The following is a 23,462-nucleotide window of genomic DNA, read 5'->3' on the forward strand; positions in this document are numbered from 1 at the left end:
AGGCCGCCGATGTCCTCCATCACGCGGCCCGGCCCGGGCTTCGGCCTGGGCCTGCGCAGCGCCCACTACAGCGCTTTTCTCGCCGAGCCCCAGCCGGTCGACTGGCTGGAGATCATCTCCGAGAACTATATGGTGCCCGGCGGCAAGCCGATGCAGATGCTGGAGGCGATCCGCGCAAGGTATCCGATGGCCATGCATGGCGTGTCGCTGTCGATCGGCGCGGTGGCTGGCCCTGACCCCGGCTATCTGCGCCAGCTGCGCGCGCTGACCGAGCGGGTGCAGCCGCTATGGGTCTCCGACCATCTGTGCTGGACCGGGGTGCACGGCCGCCAGATGCATGATCTGCTGCCCCTGCCCTATACCGAGGAGGCGCTGGCCGTGGTCGCCTGCAATGTGGCCCGGGTGCAGGAGGTGCTGGGCCGGCGTCTGGTGCTGGAGAACGTCTCCAGCTATATCGAGTACCAGGACTCGGCGATGAGCGAGGCCCAGTTCCTGGCCGAGCTGTGCCGGCGCAGCGATTGCCTCTTGCTGGTCGATCTGAACAATATCCATGTCAGCGCGGTCAACCATGGCTTCGATGCGCTGGACTATCTGGACGCACTGCCGCGCGATCGCGTGCAGCAATTCCATCTGGCCGGCCATAGCGACTACGGCGACCACCTGGTCGACACCCATGACTACTCGGTCGCATCGCCGGTCTGGGCGCTGTACCTGGCGGCACTGCGCCGCTTCGGGCCGGTGGCCACGATGATTGAGCGCGATGACCGCATCCCGCCGCTGCCGGAGCTGCTGGCCGAGCTCGACACCGCGCGTGCCATCGCATCGGAAGCGGCTGTCGAGGAGTTCGCGGCATGATGCTCGAAACCCTGCAGGCCGAGTTTCAGGCTCTGCTGCTGGACCAGCCGCAACAGTTCGCCGCCGCAGTCAGGCCCGGCGGCATCGGCATTGAGCGTCGGCTGGCGATCTACCACCAGGCCTACCGCGCCCGTCTGGTCGAAACCCTGCTGGACAGCTACGGCCATACCGCCACCTATCTGGGCGATGAGGCCTTCGAGCGCGAGGCGCGCGCCTACCTGATCGCCCACCCGTCGAGCCATCCCAGCCTGCGCTGGTTCGGCGCCGCCTTCCCGGCCTGGCTGGCCGAGCGCCATCCGCAGGACCTTGACATCGCCGAGCTGGCCGCGCTGGACTGGGCCTTGCGCGAGGCCTTCGATGCCGCCGACGCGCAAGCCCTGACCCCCGCCGACCTGGCGGCGCTGCCGGCCGAGGCCTGGGCCACGATCGGCTTCGGCCTGCCGCCCAGCTATCGCCGTCTGCGTCTGTCCCACAACACGCTGGCGATCTGGCAAGCGCTGGATCAGGACGAGGCGCCGCCCTCGGCCGAGCCGCTGGCGCAGGCGCTGGATGTGCTGATCTGGCGGCGCGGCAGCAGCCCGCACTTCCGCAGCCTTGGCAAGCTGGAGGCCGCCGCGCTGGATGCCCTGGCTCAGGGCCAAAGCTTCGCCGCGCTGTGCGAGGCATTGAGCGAGCGCTTTCCCGAGACCGACATCGCCAGGGAGGCCGGCGGCCTGCTACGGCGCTGGGTCGAGGATGCGCTGCTGACGGCTCCTTGCTTTTAGAGTTGGGCCTCGTAGTTCAGCCGCTGCGTGACCTCGTAGGCGCCAGTGATCCGGCCGTGATGGTTCAGCGTCGTGGCCGCCTGGCCCCGGATTTCGTGGGCCCAGGTGACCGTCAGCTCGCAGCGCCTGACGAAGGGGGTCGTGACGACGCCGTTGTTGGCCGCGATGCTGCGTTCATTGAGCTTGATATCCAGCACCGCAGGGTCGACCTGGTAAGTCTGGCGATCTGCTACAGCCGAGATCAGTTTGATCGGCAACTGGGTCTCGGCCTCGAACCGACTGCCATCGACGCGCTCGCAGCGGCCGCTGAGCAGATTGCCTGGCAGGACGCTTGCTGGCAGGCCCAGGACGATGGTGATGCCGGTGCCATTGCGGGTCTGAGTGACTGGGCCTAAGGGCTCCAGCATCACAAAAGGGCGGGGCGGGGCGGCTGTGCTGACATGGCTGTCGGTGCCGCGATGGAACAGCACGCTGACGCTGGGCTGTTCGCCCGTGTGGGTGAAGCTGGCGCCATAGCGTTCGCGCATGCCGTCGCTGAGGTCGCGCAGCTCGATTGACCGGCCACCAAAACTGGCGCTGAGGCGATCACCGCCGCTGGGGCGTACAACGGTCAGCACATTGGCACTCTGGCTCAGCTGCGCCAGGATCGTGACGGTGTTGCCGCTCTGGCTGATGCGGTGGCGCGGACTGATGTCCTCCAGCCGCATATCGGCCGAGTCCTTGCAGTTCGAGAAGATGCAGCCAAGGACTTCGCCAAGTTCTTCGCCAATGTCTGACCCGATGCTGCAAGCGGTCAGCAGCATGGCAGTTGCTGCCGTCGCGACCAGCAGGCATAGACGGGGCGGCGCAGTCAACCGCCCGACGGATTTCTTGTGCTTGGTTTTCATGACTCTCCCTGATGGATTGATCTTGGGCGCATGCCCAGATCCCCTTTTTTGTGCTGCGCATGCTAGCGCAAGAATCAGGTCAGAGAGCCTTGATCAATACCGTCGTTGTCAGCTCGCATTCATCGCAATTCCCGCCCGGCCCGGCCCGGTCAATCACCAGGAAGTCGCTCGGCGCCTGCAGCGCCAGCAAGGGGTGATGCCAGACGCCCGGCGCGTAGTTGATGCCTTGATCGGCGCGGGCCGCAAAGCAGTGCAAGTCCTCGGCCCCTGGCGCGGTGCCGGGTCTTGCCACAACGATCAGATAGGGCCGGCCGGACAGCGGCACAAAGGCCTGCGAGCCCAGCGGGTGGCGCTCCATCAGGACCAGCGTCAGAGGCAGGGTGCGCGGCTGGCCGCGGAAGATGCTGACGATCAGCCGGCCCTCGGGACCGGCTTGCAGCTGCGCGAGGTCGTGATAGCGCTCGGTGGTGCCGCCGTTGATGGGGAAGTGCCGGGCGGCCGCGTCGGTGGCGATCACCTCGCCGAAGGGGGCGAAGGCGGCGGCGGTCAGCGGCTGCGGTCTCAGCAGGAGGGGCGTGCTCATGGCCACGACTCTAGCGCCGGCGCCGATTTCGGCGATCATCAGGGCATTGATCTCATCGCTGCAAAGGCCCTCCATGATGATCCGCCGCCTGCTCCTTTGCGCCGCCCTGCTGGCGGGCCTGCCCGCCGCCCAGGCGGCACTCAAGCCCGGTGCGCCGGCGCCCGACTTCACGGCCGAGGCCGCCGTCGGCGGCCAGCCCTTTCGCTTCAGCCTGGCGGCCGAGTTGAAGAAGGGGCCGGTGGTGCTGTACTTCTATCCCAAGGCCTACACCGGCGGCTGCACGATAGAGGCGCATCAGTTTGCCGAGGCCAGTGATCGCTTCAAGGCGCTGGGCGCCACCGTGATCGGCATCTCCACCGACGATATCGAGACCTTGAAGAAGTTCTCGGTCGAGGCCTGCCGCAGCAAGTTCGCGGTGGCGGCCGATGCCGGCGGCAAGGTGATGAAGGACTATGACGCCGCGCTGCGCCTGCTGCCCGGCACGGCCGACCGCATTTCCTACCTGATCACGCCCGAGGGCCGTATCGGTGCGGTGTTCTCAAGCCTCAGCCCCGACGGCCATGTCGACGCGATGCTGACGGCCGCGCAGCAGTGGAAGGCCAGCGCCAAGTAGGCCACTGAGATGCCTGGCGCCCCGCTCCTGCTGGCCCTGCTGCTGCTGCACGGGGTCGGGCTGGCCGAGACGGCGCCGGCCCCGCCGCCGCGCTTTCTGCTCGGCGCCTCGCTGCTCAGCGCGCCCGAGTACTCGGGGGCTAGGCACAGCGAGGCCAGGCTGCGGCCTTTGTGGGCCTATCAGCATGGGCGTTTTCGCATCAGCACCTCGCGGGCCGGCGGCCTGCTGGGCTTTGGCGGTGAAGCCGGCGGCTCTGGCGCCAGCGCGGATCTGATCAGCGGCGAGCGCATCAAGCTGGGGCTGGCGCTGCGGGTCGATGGCGGCCGCAGCAGCGGCGATTCGCCGCGCCTGGCCGGCCTGCCCGATGTCCGGCGAACGCTGCGCGGCCGGCTGTATGCGGGCTATGCGCTGAACCCGCAGTGGTCGCTGTCGGTCGGCCTGTCGCAGGACCTGATGGGGCGCGGTGGCGGCGCGACGCTGGGTCTGGGCCTGGGCTACCGGGCCCGGCTGGGCGAGCGCAGCGAATGGAGCGCCGGCGCCGGCCTGAATGTCGGTGACCGCCGCCATCTGCGCAGCTATTACGGCATCAGCGCGCAGGCCGCCGAGTCCAGCGGGCTGGCGCTGTACCGCCCCGGCGCCGGCGCCACCGATCTGTATGCCGGCCTGGGGCTGACCACCGTGCTGGGGCCGCACTGGGTGGCCTTCGCCAGCCTGGGCATGTCCCGGCTGCTGGCCGACGCGGCCGCCAGCCCGCTGACCGAGCGGGAGCGTGGCGTGACGGCCGCGCTGGGGCTGGCCTATCGCTGGCGCTGAAACCCACCGGTAACCGGCCGCAGCGGCTAGCATGCCGGGCTCCCGCTACCGCCGCCGATGTCCACTCCCGCCGCCCCGCTTGCCCGCCCCCGCCTGTTCTCGCTCGCCTGGCCGCTGTTCATCGAATTGCTGCTGGGCATTGCGGTGGGCATGGTCGGCACCCTGCTTGCCGCGCGCGTGTCGGACGCCGCCGGTGCCGCCTTCGCGCTGGCCAACCATGTCTCGGCCACGCTCTTCATCCTGTTTCGCATCATCGGCGCCGGCGTCAGCGTGGTGGTCACGCAAAGCCTGGGCGGCGGGCGGCGCGACCAGGCCCAGGCCCTGTCGCGTGCGGCCCTGGGCGCCAGCAGCTGGATCGGCGGCATCGCCGGTGGCGCGGCCCTGGTCGGCGCCGGCCCGCTGCTGCGCCTGATGAATGCGCCGGCCGAAGTGCTGCCGCTGGCCCTGCCTTTCCTGATGGCGCTGGCACCGGCCCTGCTGCTCGATGCCTGGAATGCCTCGATGGCCAGCGTGATGCGCGCCCATCTGCGCACCCGCGACACACTGGCCGTGCTGGTGACCATGCAGCTGGCGCAGCTGGCGCTGGCGATCCCGCTGATGGGCTGGCTGGGCCTGCCGGGCTTTGCGCTGGCCCTGGTCCTGAGCCGTGCGCTGGCGCTGGGCCTGCATCTGTGGCTGTGGCGCGCGCGGCTGGACATCCATCCGGCCTGGGGCGACTGGTGGCGGCTGCCGCGCCGCGAGCTGGCGGCGGTGCTGCATATCGGCCTGCCCGGCGCGGCCGAGAACATCGCCTACCGGCTGGCCTTCATGGTCAGCGTCGCGGTGGCCGGTCAGCTGGGCGCGACGGCGCTGGCCACCCACTCCTATGCCTCGCAGCTGATGTACTTCGTGCTGCTGTTCGGCCTGGCTACCGGCTTCGCGGCCGAGATCGTGGTCGGCCACATGATTGGCGCCGGCCAGCTGCACGCGGCCCATCGCCTGGTGCGACGGGCGCTGGCGCGCGGCCTGGTGGTCAGCGTCGCGGTGGCCACCGCGGCGGCGCTGGCCGCGCCCTGGCTGCTGCGCCTGTTCACCGCCGACCCGGCCATCATCGCGGCCGGCACCACGCTGATGTGGCTCACCGTGATCCTGGAGCCGGGCCGCACCTTCAATCTGGTCGTCATCAATGCGCTGCGCGCGGCCGGCGATGCGCGCTACCCGGTGATGGTGGGCGCTGGCTCGATGCTCATCGTGTTGGCCGGCGGCAGCTGGCTGCTGGGCCAGGTGATGGGGCTGGGCCTGGTGGGCCTCTGGATCGCCTATGCGGCCGACGAATGGATACGCGGCCTCTTGATGTGGCGGCGCTGGGCCACCCACGGCTGGGTGCCCCATGCGCGCGGCGTGCACCGGCGGCTGCGCCAGGGCGGCGCTGCCTGAAAGCGATTCAGTCCGGCACCGCGCCCGGCAGCAGCGCCAGCCGGGCGGCCAGAAACTCGACCAGCACCCGCACCCGCAGCGGCTGGTGACGGCGCGCTGCATAGAGCAGGTGGGCGATCTGCTGCGGCCCGGTGTGCTGCGGCAGCACCCGTTGCAGGCGCCGCTCGCGCAGCAGCTCGGCCACCGCCCAGCTCGGCTGCAGCGAGAGGCCGGCTCCCTGCAGCACGCTGTCCAGCAACGCGACGGCGCTGTTGACGCGGTAGCGGCTGCGCAGCGGCAGGCTGATCGCGCCTTCGGGCCCTTGCAGCAACAGACCGTCGGCGTCGCCGGCAGCGTAGCGCAGATAGTCGTGGCTCAGCAGCTGCTGCGGTTCTTGCGGCTCGCCCCGGGCGGCGAGGTAGGCGGGCGAAGCCACCAGCAGCCGCGGCCAGCGCCCGGCCGGCCGCGCCACCAGATCGGGCGGCAGCGTGCCGCCCAGGCGCAGCGAGACATCGATGCGCGCCTCACGCGGGTCGACGAAGCGGTCGTCCAGCAGCAGATCGAGCTCGATATCGGGGTAGATCCGCAGGAATTCGATCATCCAGCCGTTCAGATGGCGCTCGCCCAGCGCCACCGGCGCGCTCAGCCGCAGCAGGCCGCGCGGCTGCTGGGTCTGCTCGCGCAGCTGGGCCACCGCATCGCCATAGTCCTCCAGCAGGCGCCGCGCCTGCTCGTGGAAGCGCTGGCCCTCATCGGTCAGGCTCAGACCGGTGGCGGAGCGTCGCAGCAGCCGCACGCCCAGCGAGCGCTCCAGCGCGGCCAGCAGCTTGCTGATGCTGGGCTGGCTGGTGCCCAGCGCCCGGGCCGCGCCCGACAGGCTGCCGAGCTCGACGCTGTGCACAAAGGCCGAGAGCGCGCGCAAGGTGTCCATTGATGTATGCCCATATGGAATTCTGTTGATGCAATTTTGCCGTCTACCCAATAAATATGGCATGAATAACAGTGAGGCCCGACACCACTTCAACGGAATCCATCACCATGCGCTCTGTGTTTCAAGGCCTCAAGCAAGGCGCGGCCGCCTGGATCCTGGCCGGCATTGCCGCCGCAGCCTCGGCCAGCCCGTCGGCCGCCCCGCCGCCTGCGCCGACGGTCAGCCCGTACTGGAGCCCCAGCTGGATGGCCAGCCCGCAGCCGCTGTGGGGCAGCGACTTCGTGCTGCCGACCGGCCTGCCCGCCCAGTTCCGGCAGCAGACGCTGCGCCAGGTGCTGCGCCTGAGCGTCGGCGGGGCGGGGCTGCGGGTCGTCATCAGCAATGAAGACAGCCCGGTGCCGCTACACATCGGCGCCGCCCATGTGGCCCGGCATGCTGGTGGATCGGCCATCGAGCCGGGCTCGGATCGGCCGCTGCGCTTCGGCGGCGCCAGCGCGGTGACGCTGCCGCCCGGCGCGCGCCTGGTCAGCGATCCGGTCGATCTGGCGCTGCCGGCGCTGAGCCGTGTGGCCGTCTCGCTCTATCTGCCGCAGCCGACCCGGCCGGCGGGCTTTCATTTCGATGCGCGCGAGACCGCCTATCTCGCCGCCGGCGAGCTCGGTGCCGCGCCGCAATGGCCGGCCTCGGCCGCTTTGCTGGGGCCGCGGGTCTTTGTCAGCGCGGTGCTGGTGGCGACGCCCCGGCCACCGACGACCGTCGTCACGCTGGGCGATTCGATCACCGACGGCAATGGCGCGACCCCGGGTGCCGACCGACGCTGGCCCGACGCGCTGGCCGAGCGCCTGGCCGGCCGCGAGGTGGCGGTGCTGAACGCCGGCATCTCCGGCGGCCGCCTGCTGCGCGACGGCATGGGCCGCGCCGGTCTGACGCGGGCCGCCCGCGATGTGTTCGGCCAGCCCGGCGTGCGCGCGCTGCTGGTGCTGCTGGGCACCAACGACATCGGCTGGCCCGGCGGTCCGTTCGCGCCGCAGGAGGAGGCGGTCGATGCGGCGGCCTTGATCCAGGGCTTTCGCCAGCTGATCGCGCTGGCCCATGCCCACCAGGTGCGCATCGTCGGCGCCACGATCCCGCCCTTCGAGCGGGCGCTGCAGGGCACCCCGCTGGAGGGCCACTACAGCCCCGCCAAGGACCAGGTGCGCGGCGAGGTCAACCGCTGGATACGCGAGAGCGGGGCCTTCGATGCGGTGGTCGATTTCGATGCCTTGCTGCGCGACCCGGCCCAGCCCAGCCGCTTGCTGGCCCGCTTCGACTCCGGTGACCATCTGCACCCCGGCGATGCCGGCTACCGGGCGATGGCGGCGCTGATCGATCTGGAGCAGTTGCTGGGTCCGGAGCGTCGCTGAAAAGCAGGCGGCACTCGGGCGCGGGCATGGCACGCTTCATGCAAAACTCATGCATGGACCAACCCGCCGCTGCTATCGACGCCGATCCGAGCATCCGTACCCACACCCTGTTCGAGGACGCCCAGGCCATCTTCACCGGCGTGCTCTTCGTCTCGCTGGCGCTGATCCTGTTCGCCCAGGTCGGGCTGCTGACCGGCGGCACGGCCGGCGCGGCCTTTGTGCTGCACTACGCCACCGGCATCGGCCTGGGCAAGCTGTTCTTCGCGATCAACATCCCCTTCTACTGGTTCGCCTGGGTGCGCATGGGGCGGGAGTTCACGCTGAAGACCTTTGTCGCGATCAGCCTGCTGTCGGCGCTGACCGAGTGGTCGCCCCAGCTGTTCGCGATCGAGCGCCTGCACCCGGCTTATGCGGCCGTGCTGGGCGGGCTGCTGCTGGGCTCGGGCTGTCTGTTCCTGGCCCGGCACCGCGCCAGCCTGGGCGGTGCCACCATCGTCTCGCTCTATCTGCAGCAGGCCAGGGGCTGGCGGGCCGGCAAGGTGCAGATGGGCATCGACTGCGCCATCGTGCTGCTGGCGCTGACCGTGGTCGAGCCCTCGCGCGTTGCCTATTCGGTGCTGGCCGCCGTCGTGATGAATCTCTTCATCGCGGTCAACCACAAGCCGGGCCGCTACGCGGTGTTGTGATCGGCGCTTGCTTCAGACCGCCAGCAGCGGTGCCGGCGCGGTCTGCCAGGCCTGGGCGCGGGCTTGCAGAACGTCGGCCAGGATCTCGGGCAGCTCAAACACGGCGCGGTTGTCGATCAGGCGCAGATTGGCCTTGAACTCGTCGAGCCGCTCCAACAGCTCCAGCACCGCCGGCCGGATCTGGCGCGCCGAGCGGCTGACCACGCCCAGGCCCTGCTCCTGCACCCACTCGGCGTTGTAGCGCTCCTGCGGCAGGGTCCAGGCATTGCTGAAGGTGACGATGGGCAGGCCTTGCTGGGCCGCCTCGCTGAGGCAGCCGGGGCCGGGCTTGCCGATGAAGAAGTCGGCCAGCTGCAGATAGCGCCGCACCTCGGGCGTGAACTCCAAGACCGCGCGCGGGGCCGCGCCGGTCTGGCCGCGCAGCTGCGCGGCCAGGGCCTTGTTGTGGCCGCACAGCAGGATCAGCTGCACATCCGGGAGCTGGCGCTCGATGGCGGCCATCGCCATCGAGCCGTGGCCGCCGAACAGCACCACGCCGGTGGGCCGGTCCGGGTCGAGCCCGAGGCGGCGGCGCTCGGCGCGGCGGTCCAGCGCCAGAGGGCGGTAGAAGTCGGGCCGTATCAGCATGCCCGAGCTGCGGTGGATCTGCGCGTCCGGGTAGCCGGCGGCGCGGGCCTGGGCCACGGCCTTGGCCGTGCCGCAGACCAGATGGCCGCGGCCGCCGGGCTCGATCCAGAAATGCGGCGGCAGATCGGCCATATCGGTCAGCACGGTGACAAAGGGCGCACCCGGCATCACCTCGGCCAAGCCCTCGGCCAGCGCGCGGTTGAAGTTGGGCATCAGCGAGACGACCAGGTCGGGCGGTGCGTCCTGCCAGTGCCGGCGCAGGCGCTTGACGATGGCTCCGTGGCCCAGCCGTATCAGCGCCTGCAGCAGCCACAACTCCTGCGCCAGGCCCAGGGTCCAGCCCCGGGCCAGCCGCAGGTTGTAGAGGTCCTCGGGGGCGATGCCGGTGAGGCGCTGGAAGCGCTGCTGCGGGTCCAGCATATCGACCAGATTGACGCAGCGCACCTGCCAGGCGCGGCCTTGCTGCCGGATCACGGCCTCCAGGGCCTGGGCAGCGGCGCGGTGGCCGCCGCCGGCGTTGAGGTAGATCAGGTCAAGCGTTGTCGTCATCGTCGCTGCGGATCGGCCGGGCTGGGCCCATGCTCGCCGCAGGGAATGACCGGGCCGTGACAAGCAGCCCCGGCCGGCCTCAGCCGGTGCGCGCCGAACTGTCGCTGCGGGCCTGGGCAAACTCCTCCACCATCGACCGCCGCAGCTGATCCAGGGCCTGGATGCAGTCCAGCATCGCGTCCTCGAAGGACTCGGCGGGCGGCACATCGGCGGCCCGGCCGGCCAGCTGGGTCAGACGGGACTGCACCGCGCGGAACAGCACATCCCAATCCTCGATCGAGACATCCAACGCGGCCGGCGGCGGCTGGGCGGTGGCTGGCTGGGCGCCGGTCTGGGCCGGGGCGGAAGCTGGAACAAGTCGGATCATCGGGCGGCCCTCGGGGTGGCGAATGGTGGATGCTGGGATGTACGGTCTGCCGATGCAGCAGAATCCGGCCAGCGCAACGCAATGTAGGGTCACGCGCAAGCCGGGCCTGTGTCAAAAGATGTGTTGCACCGCCCCTGCCGTGGACACCCCCAAGAGAGGGATCAGCAAGAATGAGCGACCTGCCCTGCAGCCAATGTCCCTTGCGGCCACTGCCGCTGTTCCTGAGCCATAACGACGAGGAGCTGGAACTCGTGCAGTCGCTGAAGCGGCGCGAGCAGCGTCTGGGCCCCGACGAGACCCTGATCGACGAGGGCCAGACCGACGCGCCGCTCTACACGCTGCTGAGCGGCTGGGCCTACCGCTTCAAGACGCTCAGCGACGGCCGCCGCCAGATCCTGAACTTCCTGCTCGCCGGCGACTTCATCGGCGTGCAGCAGAAGATGAGCGATGCCGCCGCTCATGGCGTCGTGACCCTGACCGACGCGGTGTTCTGCGTGTTCCAGCGCGACTCGCTGTGGGAGCTGCACCGGCGCAGTCCGTCGATGGGCTTCAACATCACCTGGCTGACCGCGCACGAGGAGTCGATGGTGGACGACACCTTGCTGTCGGTCGGTCGGCGCAGCGCCGAGGAGCGCATCGCCAGCCTGTTGATCCTGCTGTTCAAGCGCGCCGCCGCGCTGCAGAGCGATGGCGGCGCCGACGGCGTGCCCTTCCCGCTGACCCAGCAGCATGTGGCCGACGGCCTGGGCCTGTCCCTGGTCCACACCAACCGCACGCTGCGCCGGCTCGAGCGCCGCGGCCTGCACCAGATCAAGGGCGGCCGCCTCTATCTGCGCGATGTGAAGTCGCTGGCGCGCATCGCCGATCTCTACGGCGACGGCCGGCCGCCGCAGCGGCCGCTGGTGTGAGGGCGGGACGGCAAGCGGTATCGATACCGCGAGACGAGGGAGCCAAGTGGGCTTGCGCAGCAGACCCTGTTCAGGCGAGCACTCGCTCTCGGCGGCCGGCCTCGAATGCCATCGCGGCCCGCGATAACGCCAGGCCAGGATTGCTGGCCTTGACGATGGCTCTACCCATCACCACATGGCTGGCCCCGAGCCGGGCCGCCATGTCCGGGGTCGCGACGCGCGTTTGCTCCGTGCGGCCCGAGTCTTGGAATTGGATACCCGGCGTGACGATGAGCAGCTCTGCCGGCAGCGCGTCACGCAGGTAAGCCGCCTCCTGTGCGGAGGCGACGAGGCCATGGCATCCGGCGTTTGCTGCCAGGTGTGCCAATCGCATCACCTGTTCCTTGACGGACGGCGCCAGCCCGATCTCCGGCAGGTCTTCATCACCCAGGCTGGTGATCACGGTCAGGGCCAGCACCTTCAACGCTCCAAAGGGCTTGGCGGCTTCCACGGCGGCCCGCAGCACGGCCGAACCCGCAGACGCATGCACGGTCACCATCGTGGCACCGAGCCTGCCGGCGGCGCTGACCCCGGCGGCGACGGAGCTGGGGATCTCATGCAGCTTGAGGTCGAGGAAGACCTGCTTGCCCTGAGCCACAAGCTCACGCACCAGCGACGGCCCCTCGGCCGTCAGCAACTGCAGGCCGACCTTGTAGGCCATGGCTTCTTGACCCAGCGTCTGCACGAGATGCAGCACCTCTTCTCTGCTGTCCAGATCCAGGGCAACGATAACGGAGGTGTTCATGTGGGGCTGCGGCAGCTGTGCTCGCGCCTCCTTGGTCAGATGCATCACGGTCACTCAATCGCCCCGCGCTTCAAAGAGTTCGACCGGGTTACCCGATGGGTCTTCGGCCAGTACCTGCTGGCCGCCAGGCCCTTGTATAGGCTCGCTGCGAAAGCGCGCGCCGGTGGCGCGCAGGGCCTGCATCGTGGCGGCCAGGTCCTCAACCTCGATCACCAAACGGTTCCAGCCGCCGGGCCTGGGCTGTGAGCCGTCGGCCAGGGGGCGCGATGCCGAGGTTCCCGGACCACTGAGCCAAAGCGTCAGTTGCTCGCGCGCCAGCATCACGAAAGGCGGCCCCCAGCGCTCGGTCTCGGTGAAGCCGAGCGCGGCATAAAAGGGCAGCGCGGCGTCGACATCGTCGACGAGGTAGCGAACGATAGCCATGGCTTCCTCCCCAGGAAAACGATGCACCGACCACAGCCGTCCCGGCTTGCAGCGGTGAACAGATCAGGATGCGCAGGATAAGCTCGAGGCTTGGTGACTGTCCATCTGCGGGCCGGGATCAGGCCGACTGGGTGCTCTGTTGCGCTCCTGTCCCCCGGCCTTCGGCCTCCTCCTTGACCTCGCGCCACAGAACACCCAGCCGTCCCGATCTGCAGGCACCGGTCTTCCTCGGCGAAGAACACAGCGCCAGTTGCAGAGTGCGTCGGGTGAGGGGCGCAGCGAGGTCAAGGAGGAGGATCGGGCGCAGCCCGGTCCGGGGGACAGGAGCGAAGTCCCTCGCCCGATGCGCTCTGCGCCCCCCGCCTCGTATTTCAGCCCGCGCTCGCGTGGATGTGCTCGCGCACTCGGGGATAGATCTGCTGCATCCATTTGCGGCCGCTGAACACGCCGTAATGGCCGACGCCGGTCTGGATGTGGTGGGTCTTCAGATAGGGGCGCACATTCGGGCAGAGGTCCTGCGCGGCGACGGTCTGGCCGACCGCGCAGATATCGTCGCGCTCGCCTTCGACCGTCATCAGCGCGGTGCGCCGGATCGCGGCCGGGCGTACCAGGCGGCCGCGGTACATCAGCTCGCCCTTGGCCAGGTCGTAGGTCTGGAACACTTTCTCGACGGTCTCTAGGTAGAACTCGGCGGGCAGGTCGTTGACGGCCAGATACTCCTCGTAGAAGTCCTGTATCACCTTGGCCTCCTCGCGCCGGCCCTCCAGCAGATGCTCGTACATCTGGCGGAACGAGGCCTTGTGGCGCTCCGGGTTCATGCTCATGAAAGCGGTCAGCTGCAGAAAACCGGGGTAGACGCGGCGGCCGAAGCCGGCGTGCGGCAGCGGCACATGGCTGAGCAGGTTCTGCGCGAACCACTCGATCGGTTTGCTGATCGCCAGGCGGTTGACCTCGGTGGGATTGACACGGCAGTCCACCGGCCCGGCCATCAGGGTCAGGCTGCGCGGCTGGGCGGGATGCATGTCCTCGGCCATCAGCGCGGTGGCGGCCAGCGCGGCCACGCAGGGCTGGCAGACCGCGATCACATGGGTGTCGGGGCCGATGGCGGCGATGAACTGCATCATGTAGTCGATGTAGTCGTCCAGGCTGAAGGCGCCGTGGCGCAGCGCGACATCGCGGGCGTTATGCCAGTCGGTGATGAAGACATCGTGGTCCTGCAGCAGGGTGCGGGCGGTCTCGCGCAGCAGCGTCGCGAAGTGGCCCGACAGCGGCGCCACCAGCAGCACGCGCGGCCGGGTCTCGGGCGCCGGACCGGTCTTGCGGAAATGCAGCAGGGTGCCGAAGGGCAGCTTCAGGATGGGCAGCTCGTCGACATCGGCGATCGCATAAGGCGGGCGCGTGTGGGTCAGGCGCATCCGCGAGATCACGTCGCTGGCGGCGGCGATGCTGCGCAGCGCCGATTTCTCGGTTCTCTGCAACCACAGCGATGCCGCCAGCTGCTGCGCCATCAGGCGCAGCGGCGACGTCAGGTCAGACTGCAGTTGATACGCCTGATACAGCATGGTGCTCGCCTCTCGGAGTCTGCTTGAGCTTGAGCAAGTAGCGGGCCAAGGCCTCGCGTCTTGGCACAGGGCTTGCGTCGCCTAATGCACAGCGGCAGGGGACGGCAATGAGCAAAGCGGTGTTGACGATCAGCAGCAAGAACTACGGCGCCTGGGCTCTGCGCGGCTGGCTGATGGCCAAGCTGGCCAAGCTGGAGTTCAGCGAGCGTGTGATCCCGCCCGACGATCCGGACATGAAGGCCGAGATGCTGCTGCTGTCGGCGTCGATGCGGGTGCCGACCCTGGAGCATGAGGGCGTCAAGGTCTGGGACACGCTGGCCATCGGCGAGTACCTCAACGAGATCAAGCCCAAGGCCGGCCTGCTGCCGGCCGATATCGCGGCGCGCGCGCACTGCCGCGCAATCTGTGGCGAGATGCACTCGGGCTTCAGCGCGCTGCGGTCTTCGCTGCCGATGAATATCAAGGCCTATTTCCCCAACTTCAAGCTCTGGTCGCGCGCGCAAAGCGATATCGACCGCGTCGTGATGATTTGGAACGAATGCTTGCAGCGCTACGGCGGCCCCTATCTGTTCGGTGCCAAGCCCTGCATCGCCGATGCGATGTTCGCGCCGGTCGTGACCCGCTTTCTCACTTACGACGTCAAGCTCGACCCCGCCTGCGCCGCCTACTGCCAGCTGATCATGGCGCTGCCGGCGATGCAGGAGTGGGTCAAGGCGGCGCGGGTCGAGCCCGACGAGATCGACGAACTGGATGCGGAGTTCTGAGGCTGGACCGAGGACCGTCCCTGCGGACGGTCCGACGCCAGGCGAAGGCCATGCTGCATGCAGGCAGCATGGCTGAAGCGCCGCCCGAGGGCCGCTGTCCGCCTTGGTGCGGCCGCGCTCACTTCCAGGGCGTCGGGTCCGGAATCGGGCAGACTGGGTCCACGTCGATGGACTTGAAGTCCGCCGGCGAGACGATTTCCAGGTACTCCATGTCCGGCGAGTAGTCGAACAGATAGTGGCGGATGCCTGGGCGCTGGTGCACGCAGTCGCCGGCCTCGACCAGGGTTTCCCGGTCCTCGTACATGAAGCGGGCCCAGCCCTTGAGCATGATGACGATCTGGAAGTCCGCCTCGTGGCGGTGCCAGCCCGTGCCTTTTTCGGGGGCCATATTGGCCTTGACCAGATGGGCGATCACCCGGCCGTGGGTGGCCTCGGCGATGCCGAGGTCGCGGTACAGGAAGAAATCGCGCAGGCCGCCGCTGACATAGCCGGTGTCGGCGGGTTTGACGTGCGAGAACAAGGTGTCCGTGCGATCCAGCATGGGAACTCCTTTCGAGGCATAGCGGCAAAACGCGCTAGGCTGCAGGCGTCGAGCAAGCATTTCCCGTTCCAGCCGCCGGGCTGGCCAGCAAGGCCGGGTATCCAGGAGTGGCCACGCCATGATCCGCATCGAGTTGCAAATCGACCTGAACTACACGATAGGCCCGCAGGGCGCCGACTTTGTCTTCAACATCCATGCCGCGCACACGGCCCACCAGCGCATCAGTGCCGAGAATTTGCGGCTGAGCCAGGCCATCGAGTCGCAGATCCACACCGACCCGCTGACCGGCAACCGCTATCTGCGCCTGCGCGCCGAGCCGGGGCCGCTGAGCCTCTCTTACGCGGCCACCGTCGACATCGTGCACCATCGCAGCGCGCCGGCGCAGATCGCCGAGGTGCCGGTGCGCAGCCTGCCGCCCGAGGTGATGGGCTATGTCTATCCGAGCCGCTACTGCCAGTCGGACCGGCTGCTGAAGCTGGCTAATGACGAGTTCGGCGGGCTCTGGCAGGGCTATAACCGCGTGCTGGCGATACGCGACTGGGTGCAGCGCCATGTGACCTTCGCGTCCAACACCTCCAACTCCAACACCTCGGCGGTGGACACCTTGATCGAGCGGGTCGGCATCTGCCGCGACTTCGCCCATCTGATGATCGCGCTGTGCCGCGCGCTCAATATCCCGGCCCGCTTCACCACCGGCACCGACTACGGCGCCGATCCGGCGCTCGGTCCGCCGGACTTCCATGCCTATGTCGAGGTCTATCTGGGCGACCGCTGGTACATCTTCGATCCCTCGGGCACGGCCATCCCGATGGGGCTGCTGCGCTTCGGCACCGGGCGGGATGCGGCCGATGTGGCCTTCGCCACCATCTTCGGCGGCGTGCAGTCGGGCCCGCCGGTGATCAGGGCGCAGGCGGTCGAGGATGCCAGCCGCGGCCTGCTGCGGCCGCAGCACTGCGCCGATGCGCTGTCCAGCGACGCCGGCGGGAGGCTGCAGCTGGCCTAGGGTAGGCCTAGGGCCGTGCCTTGGCCAGCTCCGCGTAGGCGTGGTGCAGCCACAGCTTCAGGCGCTGGCGCTCCATCAGGCCCAGGCCGGGGCCGTCGGCGCCGCCGTTCTTGGCGGCCCAGAAGCTGGCGTTGCGCGCGTCGATCTTCTGCACCACAGCATCCTGCAGATGCTTGATGTCGATCACCGTGGCGCCCAGGCCCAGCGCGCGCTCCAGCTGGCCCGATTTCTCCAACTGCGAGAAATCATTGCCACGCAGCTGGTTGCGCACCAGCACATAGCGCAGACGCTGGCCGAAGCGATCCAACAGCCGCGCCAGCAGGTCGACCGAGTCGCGGCCGGCGTCCATCACATGCCAGTAGTTCAGCGAGAAGCCCGAGATATCGGCCATGTCCAGCACGCCCGAATCGTCCATCCAGGTGACCAGCGGCTCATGGGTCTGCGCCGCCAGGTCCACCAGCACCCGCGTGCCCGGCTGCTCGACGGCGCGCTCGACGATATGGTCCAGCATCTCGTAGCGGTCCACCAGCACCGGCGAGGCGTAGTCGCCGTAAAAGCGCAGCAGGGCGCCATGCGAGCGGTCGGTGTCGAAGCCGATGAAGGGCAGCTGCTGGTCGATGAAGTGCTGGGCCAGCACCCGCGCCACCAGCGACTTGCCGACGCCGCCTTTCTCGCCGCCGATCAGGTGGATCTTGGAACTGGGGTTCTTGTCTAGCGTGGGCACATCCATGGTGGGTTCCGGGCAGAGCAGAGGGTGGGGCGATTGTGCGGCAGGGCGTCGCATCGGGGCATGACGGACAATCGCGGCTGTTTCCTATCCATAGCAGTAAGCGGGCCTGACCATGAGCATGAAGAAGACCGACCTCGAACGCCACGCGGCGATGAAGCTGGACGGCCAGATGCGCGGCGCTGCCGTGCCCGGACGTTTCGGCCAGGGCGCCGCCCAGCTGCCCGACCGCAAGGAGCGCCGCCGCCTCGATGCCGCGGCCGGCCTCGTGCCCTTTGCCTGCAAGCTGCCTTCCGAGCTGACCAAGACCTTGAGCGAGCGCGCCGCCGCCCACCCCGAGGGCATCAACGGCCTGGTGGCCGAGCTCTTGCGCAAGAGCCTGGCTTGATCTGACGGGATGAAGGGCGCGCGCAACGCTTCCTGAGTTCAGGGGACGCGCGGCCCTGGTCAGCGCCGGGGCTTTGCCTCAGTATGGCGGGCTTGCTTCCCGAGGAGCCGCGCCATGAGCGATACGCCTGCCCGCAGCGACAACCAGACGCCGTTCGACTACTGGAGCCGCGAGCATGTGCGTGAGCTCGCCAGCATCACGCGCGCGAGCCGCAGCGCGGCGCAGGGCGCCAGCGACTTCTCGGCCGAGGACTTTGCCGCAGCCGATGTGCTGAGCGTCGAGTGGGCCGACGGCTCGGTGCTGCACACCGATCCGCAGGCCTTTCTGGCCGGCCTGGACGAGCGGGGCGTGGCAGCGACGCGCTCGGCCGCCCGGCCCGGCCGGGTGCTGCTGCCCTTCGATCTGGTCGGCGCTGCGGCCCTGACCCGCGGCGCGCCGGGCACGAGCCGGGTGCAGAGCTATGCGCTGGCCCGCCTGACCGAGCCCAGCACCCTGGACCGGGTCTACCAGTTCGGCGCCCTGTTCGCCGACGGGCTGGACCGCTGGTTCGGCAGCAGCGATAGCGGCGCCGCCCGGCTGGTGGCAGCCAAGCTCTGCCGCGCTTTCGAGACCGCCCAGCTCGACGGCGTCGGCCCCGAGCGCAACGGCGCGCTGCTGCACTGGCGCGCCGGCCGCTGGCAGCCGGCCGAGGTTGGCCAGGCGGCCGGCGCGCGCGATGCCGTGCTGTTCCTGCATGGCACGGCCTCCAGCACGGCGGGCAGCTTCTCCGGCCTCTGGGAGGGCGAGACGGTGGGCGAAGCCGACTTCCAGGCGCTGGCGCAGCGCTGCGAGCTCTATGCCTGGGAACACCGCACGCTGACCGTCAGCCCGCTGCGCAATGCGGTGGAGCTGCTGCGTGCGCTGGCGCCGCTGCGCGCCGGCCAGCGCCTGCACCTGGTCTCGCATTCGCGCGGCGGCATGGTCGGCGATCTGCTGGCGCTGGGCCTGAGTCAGGGTGACAAGGCCAGGTTCCGCGCCGCCTTCGAGCAGGCCTATGCACCCGAGCACCCGGACCGCCCCGAGCTGGAGCGCCTGCTGCAGAACCCCGCCCCGGCGCTGGAGCTGGGCGTGTTCGTGCGGGTGGCCAGCCCCTCGCGCGGCACCCTGCTGGCGGACCGCCGCACCGACCTCTTCCTGTCGCTGCTGCTGCGCAGCGTCGGCCTGGCCTTCGGCACCAATGGCGTGCCTGTGTATGAGCGGCTCAACGGCTTTGTGCGCGCGCTGGTGGCGGCGCGCGCCGATGCGCGCAGCATCCCGGGGCTGGAGGCCATGATGCCCGGCTCGGCCCTGACCCTGGCGCTGAATGCGCCGGGCCTGCCCGCGCTGCCCGGGCGGCTGCGGGTGATCGCCGGCGACACCCAGGGCCTGGGCTGGGGCGGCATCCTGAGCCTGGTCGGCGATGTGTTCTACGGTCTGCACGACCATGATTTCGTCGTCCACACCCATTCGATGTTCGGCGGCTTCACCCGCGCCGATGCCAAAAGCCTGCGCCTGGCCGACAAGACGGTCACGCACCTGAGCTATTTCAAGAGCGCCGCGCTGTCGCGCCAGCCGCTGTTCCTGGCGCTGGACGGGCATGACGAGGGCTTTCGCGCGCTGCAGGAGGACGAAGCCATCACCCGCGGCCTGTTCCAGGCGCTCAAGCCCGACCCGCTGGCACGCCGCAGCGCCGCGCAGTGGCAGGAGTCGCTGAGCGACCCGGCGCAGCGCGGCAAGCCCATCCTGCTGGTCTTGCCGGGCATCATGGGCAGCGAGCTCGGCGAGGTCGGCGGCGCAGCGGTCTGGCTGTCGACCGCCGCGATGGTCAACGGCGCGCTGGCGGCGCTGGACATGGCCGGCCCGCGCCGGCTGGAGCCCACCGGGCTGACGCCGCTGGCCTATGAGCGTCTGCTGGTGGCGGCCGCCAAGGACTTCAATGTGCAGGCCTTCGCCTATGACTGGCGCGAGCCGATCCCGCGCAGCGCCGAGCGCCTGGGCGCGCGGCTCGACGCGCTGCTCCAGCATGCCCAGGCCCAGCAGCTGCCGCTGCATCTGCTGGCCCATTCGATGGGCGGTCTGGTGGCCCGGGCGGCGCTGTTCCACCGTGTCGACGAGCAGGGCATGCTGGCGGACGACGATGCGCGCTGGCAGCGCCTGTGCCGGCGCGGCGGCCGGCTGCTGATGCTGGGCACGCCCAATGCCGGCTCCTATGCGCCGCTGCTGCTGCTGCTGCGCCAGCACGGCCTGTCCAAGCTGGTGGCCGGCCTGTCGCGTGCGGTCACTGCGGCCGATCTGGCGCGCTGGGGCGCGGGTTTCGAGGGCCTGCTGCAGATGCTGCCGCTGGCGCCAGACCCGCAGTTCGGCGATCTGCTGCAGCCGGCCGCCTGGCAGGCGCTGCAGCAGTTCGATGCCGGGCTGCCGCTGCCCGAGCCGGCCCTGCTGGCGCGGGCGCGGGCGGTGCGCGGCGCGCTGCAGCGCTCGTTCGAGCGCTTGAGGAATGAGCGCACCGAGGGCGTGTTCTACGTTGCCGGCCATGGCCAGACGCCGAGCCGGCTGACCCTGTTAGGCGAAGGCGGCGCGGGGCAGCGCCTGGCGCTGCAGACCTCGCCGCAGGGCGATGGCACGGTGGGCTGGGACTCCTGCCTGAGCGGCGAGCGCTGCTGGTATGTGCGGGCCAGCCATGGCGATCTGGCCGACCACACGGCCTCGTTCAAGGCTTTCTTCGAACTGTTGCTGAGCGGGCGCAGCAGCGCGCTGTCGCGCCAGCCGCCGCAGTCGCGCGCCGGCGCCGAGCCGGCCTTTGTGACGGCCGATCCGCTGGCCCTGCCCAGCCTGCCCGAGGACCCGCTGGCCTATGTGCTGGGCATGACGCAGCGCCTGCCGGCCGCCGCGCTGACGCCGCGCCTGGAGCTGCGGGTCGTGCATGGCAGCCTCGACTACGCGCGCTTCCCGCTGATCGTCGGTCACTACCAGCACGACCGCCTGGCCGGCGGCAGCAAGCGGGTGGACGAGAAGCTGGGCGGCCAGCTGCAGCGCCTGATCGACACGCGACTCTTCGTCGGCGCCGACCGCACCGCGATGTATCTGCGCCCGCCCAGCGAGCAGGGCTGCCCCAGCGCCTATCCGGGCGCCCTGGTCGTCGGCCTGGGCGGGGTCGGCGAGCTGACGCCGGGCAGCCTGGCCGACACGGTGACCCGGGCCGTGCTGCGCTATGCCTTCGAGCATCTGACGCGCGACCCCTGGGTGCCGGCCCAGGGCAAGGTGGTGCTGCGGCTGTCGTCCCTGTTGATCGGCACCCATGTGCAGGCGGTCAGCATCCGCGACAGCCTGGCCGGCGTGCTCAACGGCATCTGGCGCGCCGCCCAGATCGTGCAGAACGAGCAGGCGCTGGGCCGCCAGATCGAGATCGCCGAGCTCGAGATCATCGAGATCGAGGAGCAGGCCGCGCTGGAGGCGGCCTACGAGCTCAAGCGCCTGCTCAACCGCGAGGAGTGGCGCGAGCGCGCCTTCTGGGTGGCCCAGCTGCTGGAGACCCGCGACGGTGGCCTGCGCGGCTTCAGGCCGGGCGACAACGAGGGCGTCTGGCAGCGCCTGGCGGTGCGCCAGGATGTCGGCGGTGGCCTGAAGTTCGAGCTGATCGCCGAGCGGGCCCGGGTCGAGTCGACCCGGGTCTATTCCGATGTGGCCAGCCTGAGCGACTACATCGCCCGCGTCAGCGACGAGGGCGCGGTCGGCCGCAGCGACCCCGAGGAAGAGGCGGCGATGGGCCGGGTGCTGTACCAGCTGCTGCTGCCGCAGAACCTGAAGGGACGGCTCAACAACTTCGACAACACCGTGCTGGTGCTGGACGACAAGACCGCCACCTACCCCTGGGAGCTGCTGACCCCGCCCGACGATGGCCTGCAGGGCGATCCGGCGCGGCCGCTGGCGGTACAGGCCGGCATGGTGCGCCAGCGCGTCACCGACGACTTCCGCAGCCTGCCGCCGCCCGGCCTGGTCGGCTGGCAGGCCCTGGTGGTGGGCGCGCCCTGCACGGCCGGCTGGCGCGATGCGCGCGGCGAGCCGCTGGACTTCATGCCGCTGGCCGGCGCCCGGGACGAGGCCGAGGGCGTGGCCGAATGGCTGGGCGGCGATGCCCGGCCCTGGCATGTGCACAAGCTGGTGGGCGAGACGGTGTCCTTCGAGCGGGTGCGCACCGCCTTGCTGGAGCGGCCCTACCGCATCGTCCATCTGGCCGGCCATGGCGTGGTCGACCAATGGGTGTCGGACATCGGCGCCGGCCAGGCCTTGCGCAAGACCGGCATGCTGCTGAGCCACCAGCAGGTGCTGGCGGCCGCCGATGTCGAGCAGATGGACCCGGTGCCGGAGTTCGTGTTCATCAACTGCTGCTATTCGGGCCGCGACGGCACCGAGGCCGAGGTGCTGGGCCAGCGCAACTATCCGCTGCTGGCCTCCAGCCTGGCGCTGCAGTTCATCAAGATGGGCGCCAAGGCGGTGGTCGCGGCCGGCTGGCAGGTCAACGATGCCGACGGCCTGCGCTTTGCCCAGACGCTCTACACCGCCTTGCTGCGTGACGGCGCCGATTTCGGCAGCGCGGTGCGCGACGCCCGGGCGGCCATCTACCAGCCCGGCGGCGGCAGCAACACCTGGGGCGCCTACCAATGCTATGGCGACCCGGCCTGGCGGCTGGAGGGCCTGGCCGGCAGCGGCTATGGCGACTTCAACGGCACCTCGCGGCTGCGCGGTGCCGAGGACTGCATGAGCCATATGGAGCTCTCCGAACGCATCCTGCAGGTGGTGGCGGTGGCCGGCGACAAGCGCTGCTCGGCGCTGTTGAGCCAGCTCAAGGCGCTGGAGCTGCGCCTGCGCGCCGATCCGCTGCGCCGGGCCTGGCTGCACAGCTCGCGGGTGCGCGCCGCCTTGGGCGAGGCTTACCGCGAGCTGGGCGCGCACGACGACGCAGTCAAGTGGCTGCAGCTGGGCGCCCGCACCGCCTACTCGCGGGTGCAGCTGCGCCATATCGAGCTGATGGTCAACTCGCTGGCCCGGCTCGGCGAAGAGCGCGCCCAGATCATGGGCCGCGACATCCTGGAGCGGCTGGAAGCCATCGACGACCCGCAGCTGCTCTGGCCCGAGCCCGGCGGCATCGGCGGCGCCGCCAGCGCGGCCTCGGAGCGGCGCTGCCTGCGCGGCAGCGTGCAGATGCGCCGCGCCGCGCCCGCGCCCGACCAGGCGCAGGACTGGAACATCGCGCTGCTGGCCGAGGCGGCGCAGTTCTTCGCCGCCGGCTATGTGGACAAGCTGGCGCCGCTGAACGGGCAGGGGCTGCAGGATGCGGCCGGCCGCGACCACGCCGACCGGCGCGCCTTCGCCCTCTCCAACGCGCTGCTGTGCTGGGGCCTGGCCCGGCTGGGCGGCATCGAGCCGCAGGGGGTGGACATGCTGCTGGAGCAGCACTGCGACTGGGAGCGCCAGGTGCAGGAGCTGCTCGATGAGATCGAGTCACTGGGTCTGTCGACCCGCTTCTGGCATTACACCAACACCTTCGAGCTGCTGGTGGCGCGCCAGCTGCTGCGCATCGCGCTGGCCCGGCCCGAGGCCGCGGCAAGTCCGCCGCCGACTCCGGCCGACGGCCGCGCGATCCGGCCCGATCTGCAGCGCGCGCTGCAGCTGCTGGAAGCGGCCCTGGTGCGCTGGCCCTCGCCCAGCGAGATCGAGAGCATCCAGCATCGCTTCCGCGCCATCCTGGCCGTCGGCCAGACGGCGCAGCGGACCGGTGATCATGGGCCGGCGCTGGACGAGCTGGTCGCGACCGCCGAGCGTGCGCTGGCCCTGCTGGCCGCGCACGAGCGCCGGCATGATGGCTGAGCG

The 23,462-nt window shown here is 69.9% G+C and carries 22 protein-coding genes; 12 read left to right on the top strand and 10 right to left on the bottom strand.

From position 1 onward, the window contains the following. Positions 1 to 9: 9 nt before the first annotated feature. Both bufB and O5M90_RS18170 read left to right on the top strand, forming a co-directional pair. Complete coding sequence (gene bufB, locus O5M90_RS18165; protein ID WP_269839845.1) at positions 10 to 855, top strand: MNIO family bufferin maturase; 846 nt, start codon at positions 10 to 12, stop codon at positions 853 to 855. Next, positions 852 to 1,619 carry an HvfC/BufC N-terminal domain-containing protein gene (locus O5M90_RS18170; protein ID WP_269839846.1) on the top strand — a complete coding sequence of 256 codons (768 nt, stop codon included), beginning with the start codon at positions 852 to 854 and terminating at the stop codon, positions 1,617 to 1,619. Before bufB ends, O5M90_RS18170 begins: the two co-directional genes overlap by 4 nt. Here the strand turns inward: O5M90_RS18170 and O5M90_RS18175 are convergent. Beyond that, positions 1,616 to 2,506: a hypothetical protein gene (locus O5M90_RS18175; protein ID WP_269839847.1), complete on the bottom strand. Its 891-nt coding sequence runs from the start codon at positions 2,504 to 2,506 to the stop codon at positions 1,616 to 1,618. The two genes, O5M90_RS18170 and O5M90_RS18175, sit on opposite strands and share 4 nt — an antisense overlap. A 79-nt stretch (positions 2,507 to 2,585) precedes the next feature. Beyond that, a complete protein-coding gene (locus tag O5M90_RS18180; RefSeq protein ID WP_269839848.1) occupies positions 2,586 to 3,089 on the bottom strand; it encodes an ureidoglycolate lyase in 504 nt (167 codons plus the stop codon). Between the two features lie 76 nt (positions 3,090 to 3,165). On the opposite strand from O5M90_RS18180, the gene O5M90_RS18185 reads away from it, so the two are divergent. Genes O5M90_RS18185 through O5M90_RS18195 form a run of 3 tightly spaced genes read left to right on the top strand, consistent with a single transcriptional unit; the run spans position 3,166 to position 5,931 of the window. Then, positions 3,166 to 3,702 carry a peroxiredoxin gene (locus O5M90_RS18185; protein WP_269840097.1) on the top strand — a complete coding sequence of 179 codons (537 nt, stop codon included), beginning with the start codon at positions 3,166 to 3,168 and terminating at the stop codon, positions 3,700 to 3,702. Positions 3,703 to 3,711: 9 nt separating this feature from the next. Beyond that, a complete protein-coding gene (locus O5M90_RS18190; RefSeq protein WP_269839849.1) occupies positions 3,712 to 4,515 on the top strand; it encodes a MipA/OmpV family protein in 804 nt (267 codons plus the stop codon). Between the two features lie 57 nt (positions 4,516 to 4,572). Beyond that, a complete protein-coding gene (locus tag O5M90_RS18195; RefSeq protein WP_269839850.1) occupies positions 4,573 to 5,931 on the top strand; it encodes an MATE family efflux transporter in 1,359 nt (452 codons plus the stop codon). 7 nt (positions 5,932 to 5,938) lie between these two features. Here O5M90_RS18195 and O5M90_RS18200 read toward each other — a convergent pair whose 3' ends face one another. Then, positions 5,939 to 6,841: a LysR family transcriptional regulator gene (locus tag O5M90_RS18200; protein WP_269839851.1), complete on the bottom strand. Its 903-nt coding sequence runs from the start codon at positions 6,839 to 6,841 to the stop codon at positions 5,939 to 5,941. A gap of 107 nt (positions 6,842 to 6,948) precedes the next feature. Between O5M90_RS18200 and O5M90_RS18205 the strand changes: the two genes are divergently transcribed. Together O5M90_RS18205 and O5M90_RS18210 are read left to right on the top strand one after the other, a co-directional pair. Continuing rightward, a complete protein-coding gene (locus O5M90_RS18205; protein WP_269839852.1) occupies positions 6,949 to 8,244 on the top strand; it encodes an SGNH/GDSL hydrolase family protein in 1,296 nt (431 codons plus the stop codon). A 53-nt stretch (positions 8,245 to 8,297) separates the two neighbouring features. Further along, entirely contained in the window at positions 8,298 to 8,930 is a 633-nt protein-coding gene (locus tag O5M90_RS18210; protein ID WP_137943810.1) for a YitT family protein, read from the top strand. A 12-nt stretch (positions 8,931 to 8,942) separates the two neighbouring features. Here the strand turns inward: O5M90_RS18210 and O5M90_RS18215 are convergent, their stop codons facing one another. Beyond that, positions 8,943 to 10,106, bottom strand: a complete 1,164-nt coding sequence (locus O5M90_RS18215) for a glycosyltransferase (RefSeq protein WP_269839853.1) — start codon at positions 10,104 to 10,106, stop codon at positions 8,943 to 8,945. A 79-nt stretch (positions 10,107 to 10,185) separates the two neighbouring features. Further along, entirely contained in the window at positions 10,186 to 10,473 is a 288-nt protein-coding gene (locus O5M90_RS18220; protein WP_269839854.1) for a hypothetical protein, read from the bottom strand. 170 nt (positions 10,474 to 10,643) lie between these two features. Between O5M90_RS18220 and O5M90_RS18225 the strand changes: the two genes are divergently transcribed. Beyond that, positions 10,644 to 11,381 carry a Crp/Fnr family transcriptional regulator gene (locus O5M90_RS18225; RefSeq protein WP_137943813.1) on the top strand — a complete coding sequence of 246 codons (738 nt, stop codon included), beginning with the start codon at positions 10,644 to 10,646 and terminating at the stop codon, positions 11,379 to 11,381. A gap of 70 nt (positions 11,382 to 11,451) precedes the next feature. On the opposite strand, the gene pyrF is transcribed toward O5M90_RS18225, so the two are convergent. The 3 genes from pyrF to O5M90_RS18240 all read right to left on the bottom strand — a co-directional run bounded on the left by pyrF (position 11,452) and on the right by O5M90_RS18240 (position 14,150). After that, on the bottom strand, positions 11,452 to 12,210 hold the full coding sequence (gene pyrF, locus O5M90_RS18230) for an orotidine-5'-phosphate decarboxylase (RefSeq protein ID WP_269839855.1): 759 nt from the start codon (positions 12,208 to 12,210) through the stop codon (positions 11,452 to 11,454). Between the two features lie 9 nt (positions 12,211 to 12,219). Continuing rightward, the gene (locus O5M90_RS18235; protein WP_269839856.1) at positions 12,220 to 12,588 is read right to left on the bottom strand and encodes a VOC family protein; all 369 of its coding nucleotides are present in this window, start codon (positions 12,586 to 12,588) and stop codon (positions 12,220 to 12,222) included. Positions 12,589 to 12,959: 371 nt separating this feature from the next. Then, positions 12,960 to 14,150: a polyhydroxyalkanoate depolymerase gene (locus O5M90_RS18240; protein ID WP_269839857.1), complete on the bottom strand. Its 1,191-nt coding sequence runs from the start codon at positions 14,148 to 14,150 to the stop codon at positions 12,960 to 12,962. A gap of 107 nt (positions 14,151 to 14,257) precedes the next feature. Here O5M90_RS18240 and O5M90_RS18245 point away from each other — a divergent pair, with 107 nt between their 5' ends. Further along, on the top strand, positions 14,258 to 14,914 hold the full coding sequence (locus O5M90_RS18245) for a glutathione S-transferase (RefSeq protein WP_262971942.1): 657 nt from the start codon (positions 14,258 to 14,260) through the stop codon (positions 14,912 to 14,914). Positions 14,915 to 15,032: 118 nt separating this feature from the next. On the opposite strand, the gene O5M90_RS18250 is transcribed toward O5M90_RS18245, so the two are convergent. Continuing rightward, a complete protein-coding gene (locus tag O5M90_RS18250) occupies positions 15,033 to 15,455 on the bottom strand; it encodes a cupin domain-containing protein (protein WP_137943818.1) in 423 nt (140 codons plus the stop codon). 118 nt (positions 15,456 to 15,573) lie between these two features. Between O5M90_RS18250 and O5M90_RS18255 the strand changes: the two genes are divergently transcribed. Continuing rightward, positions 15,574 to 16,458, top strand: a complete 885-nt coding sequence (locus O5M90_RS18255; RefSeq protein WP_269839858.1) for a transglutaminase-like domain-containing protein — start codon at positions 15,574 to 15,576, stop codon at positions 16,456 to 16,458. Positions 16,459 to 16,465: 7 nt separating this feature from the next. On the opposite strand, the gene O5M90_RS18260 is transcribed toward O5M90_RS18255, so the two are convergent. Then, positions 16,466 to 17,188 carry a mobilization protein gene (locus tag O5M90_RS18260; protein WP_269839859.1) on the bottom strand — a complete coding sequence of 241 codons (723 nt, stop codon included), beginning with the start codon at positions 17,186 to 17,188 and terminating at the stop codon, positions 16,466 to 16,468. A 112-nt stretch (positions 17,189 to 17,300) separates the two neighbouring features. Between O5M90_RS18260 and O5M90_RS18265 the strand changes: the two genes are divergently transcribed. Both O5M90_RS18265 and O5M90_RS18270 read left to right on the top strand, forming a co-directional pair. Then, positions 17,301 to 17,573: a hypothetical protein gene (locus O5M90_RS18265; RefSeq protein WP_137943821.1), complete on the top strand. Its 273-nt coding sequence runs from the start codon at positions 17,301 to 17,303 to the stop codon at positions 17,571 to 17,573. Positions 17,574 to 17,687: 114 nt separating this feature from the next. After that, a complete protein-coding gene (locus O5M90_RS18270; protein ID WP_269839860.1) occupies positions 17,688 to 23,459 on the top strand; it encodes a CHAT domain-containing protein in 5,772 nt (1,923 codons plus the stop codon). Positions 23,460 to 23,462 lie beyond the last annotated feature (3 nt).

The organism is Paucibacter sp. M5-1, from assembly GCF_027498415.2.
Taxonomy (GTDB): domain Bacteria; phylum Pseudomonadota; class Gammaproteobacteria; order Burkholderiales; family Burkholderiaceae_C; genus Roseateles_E.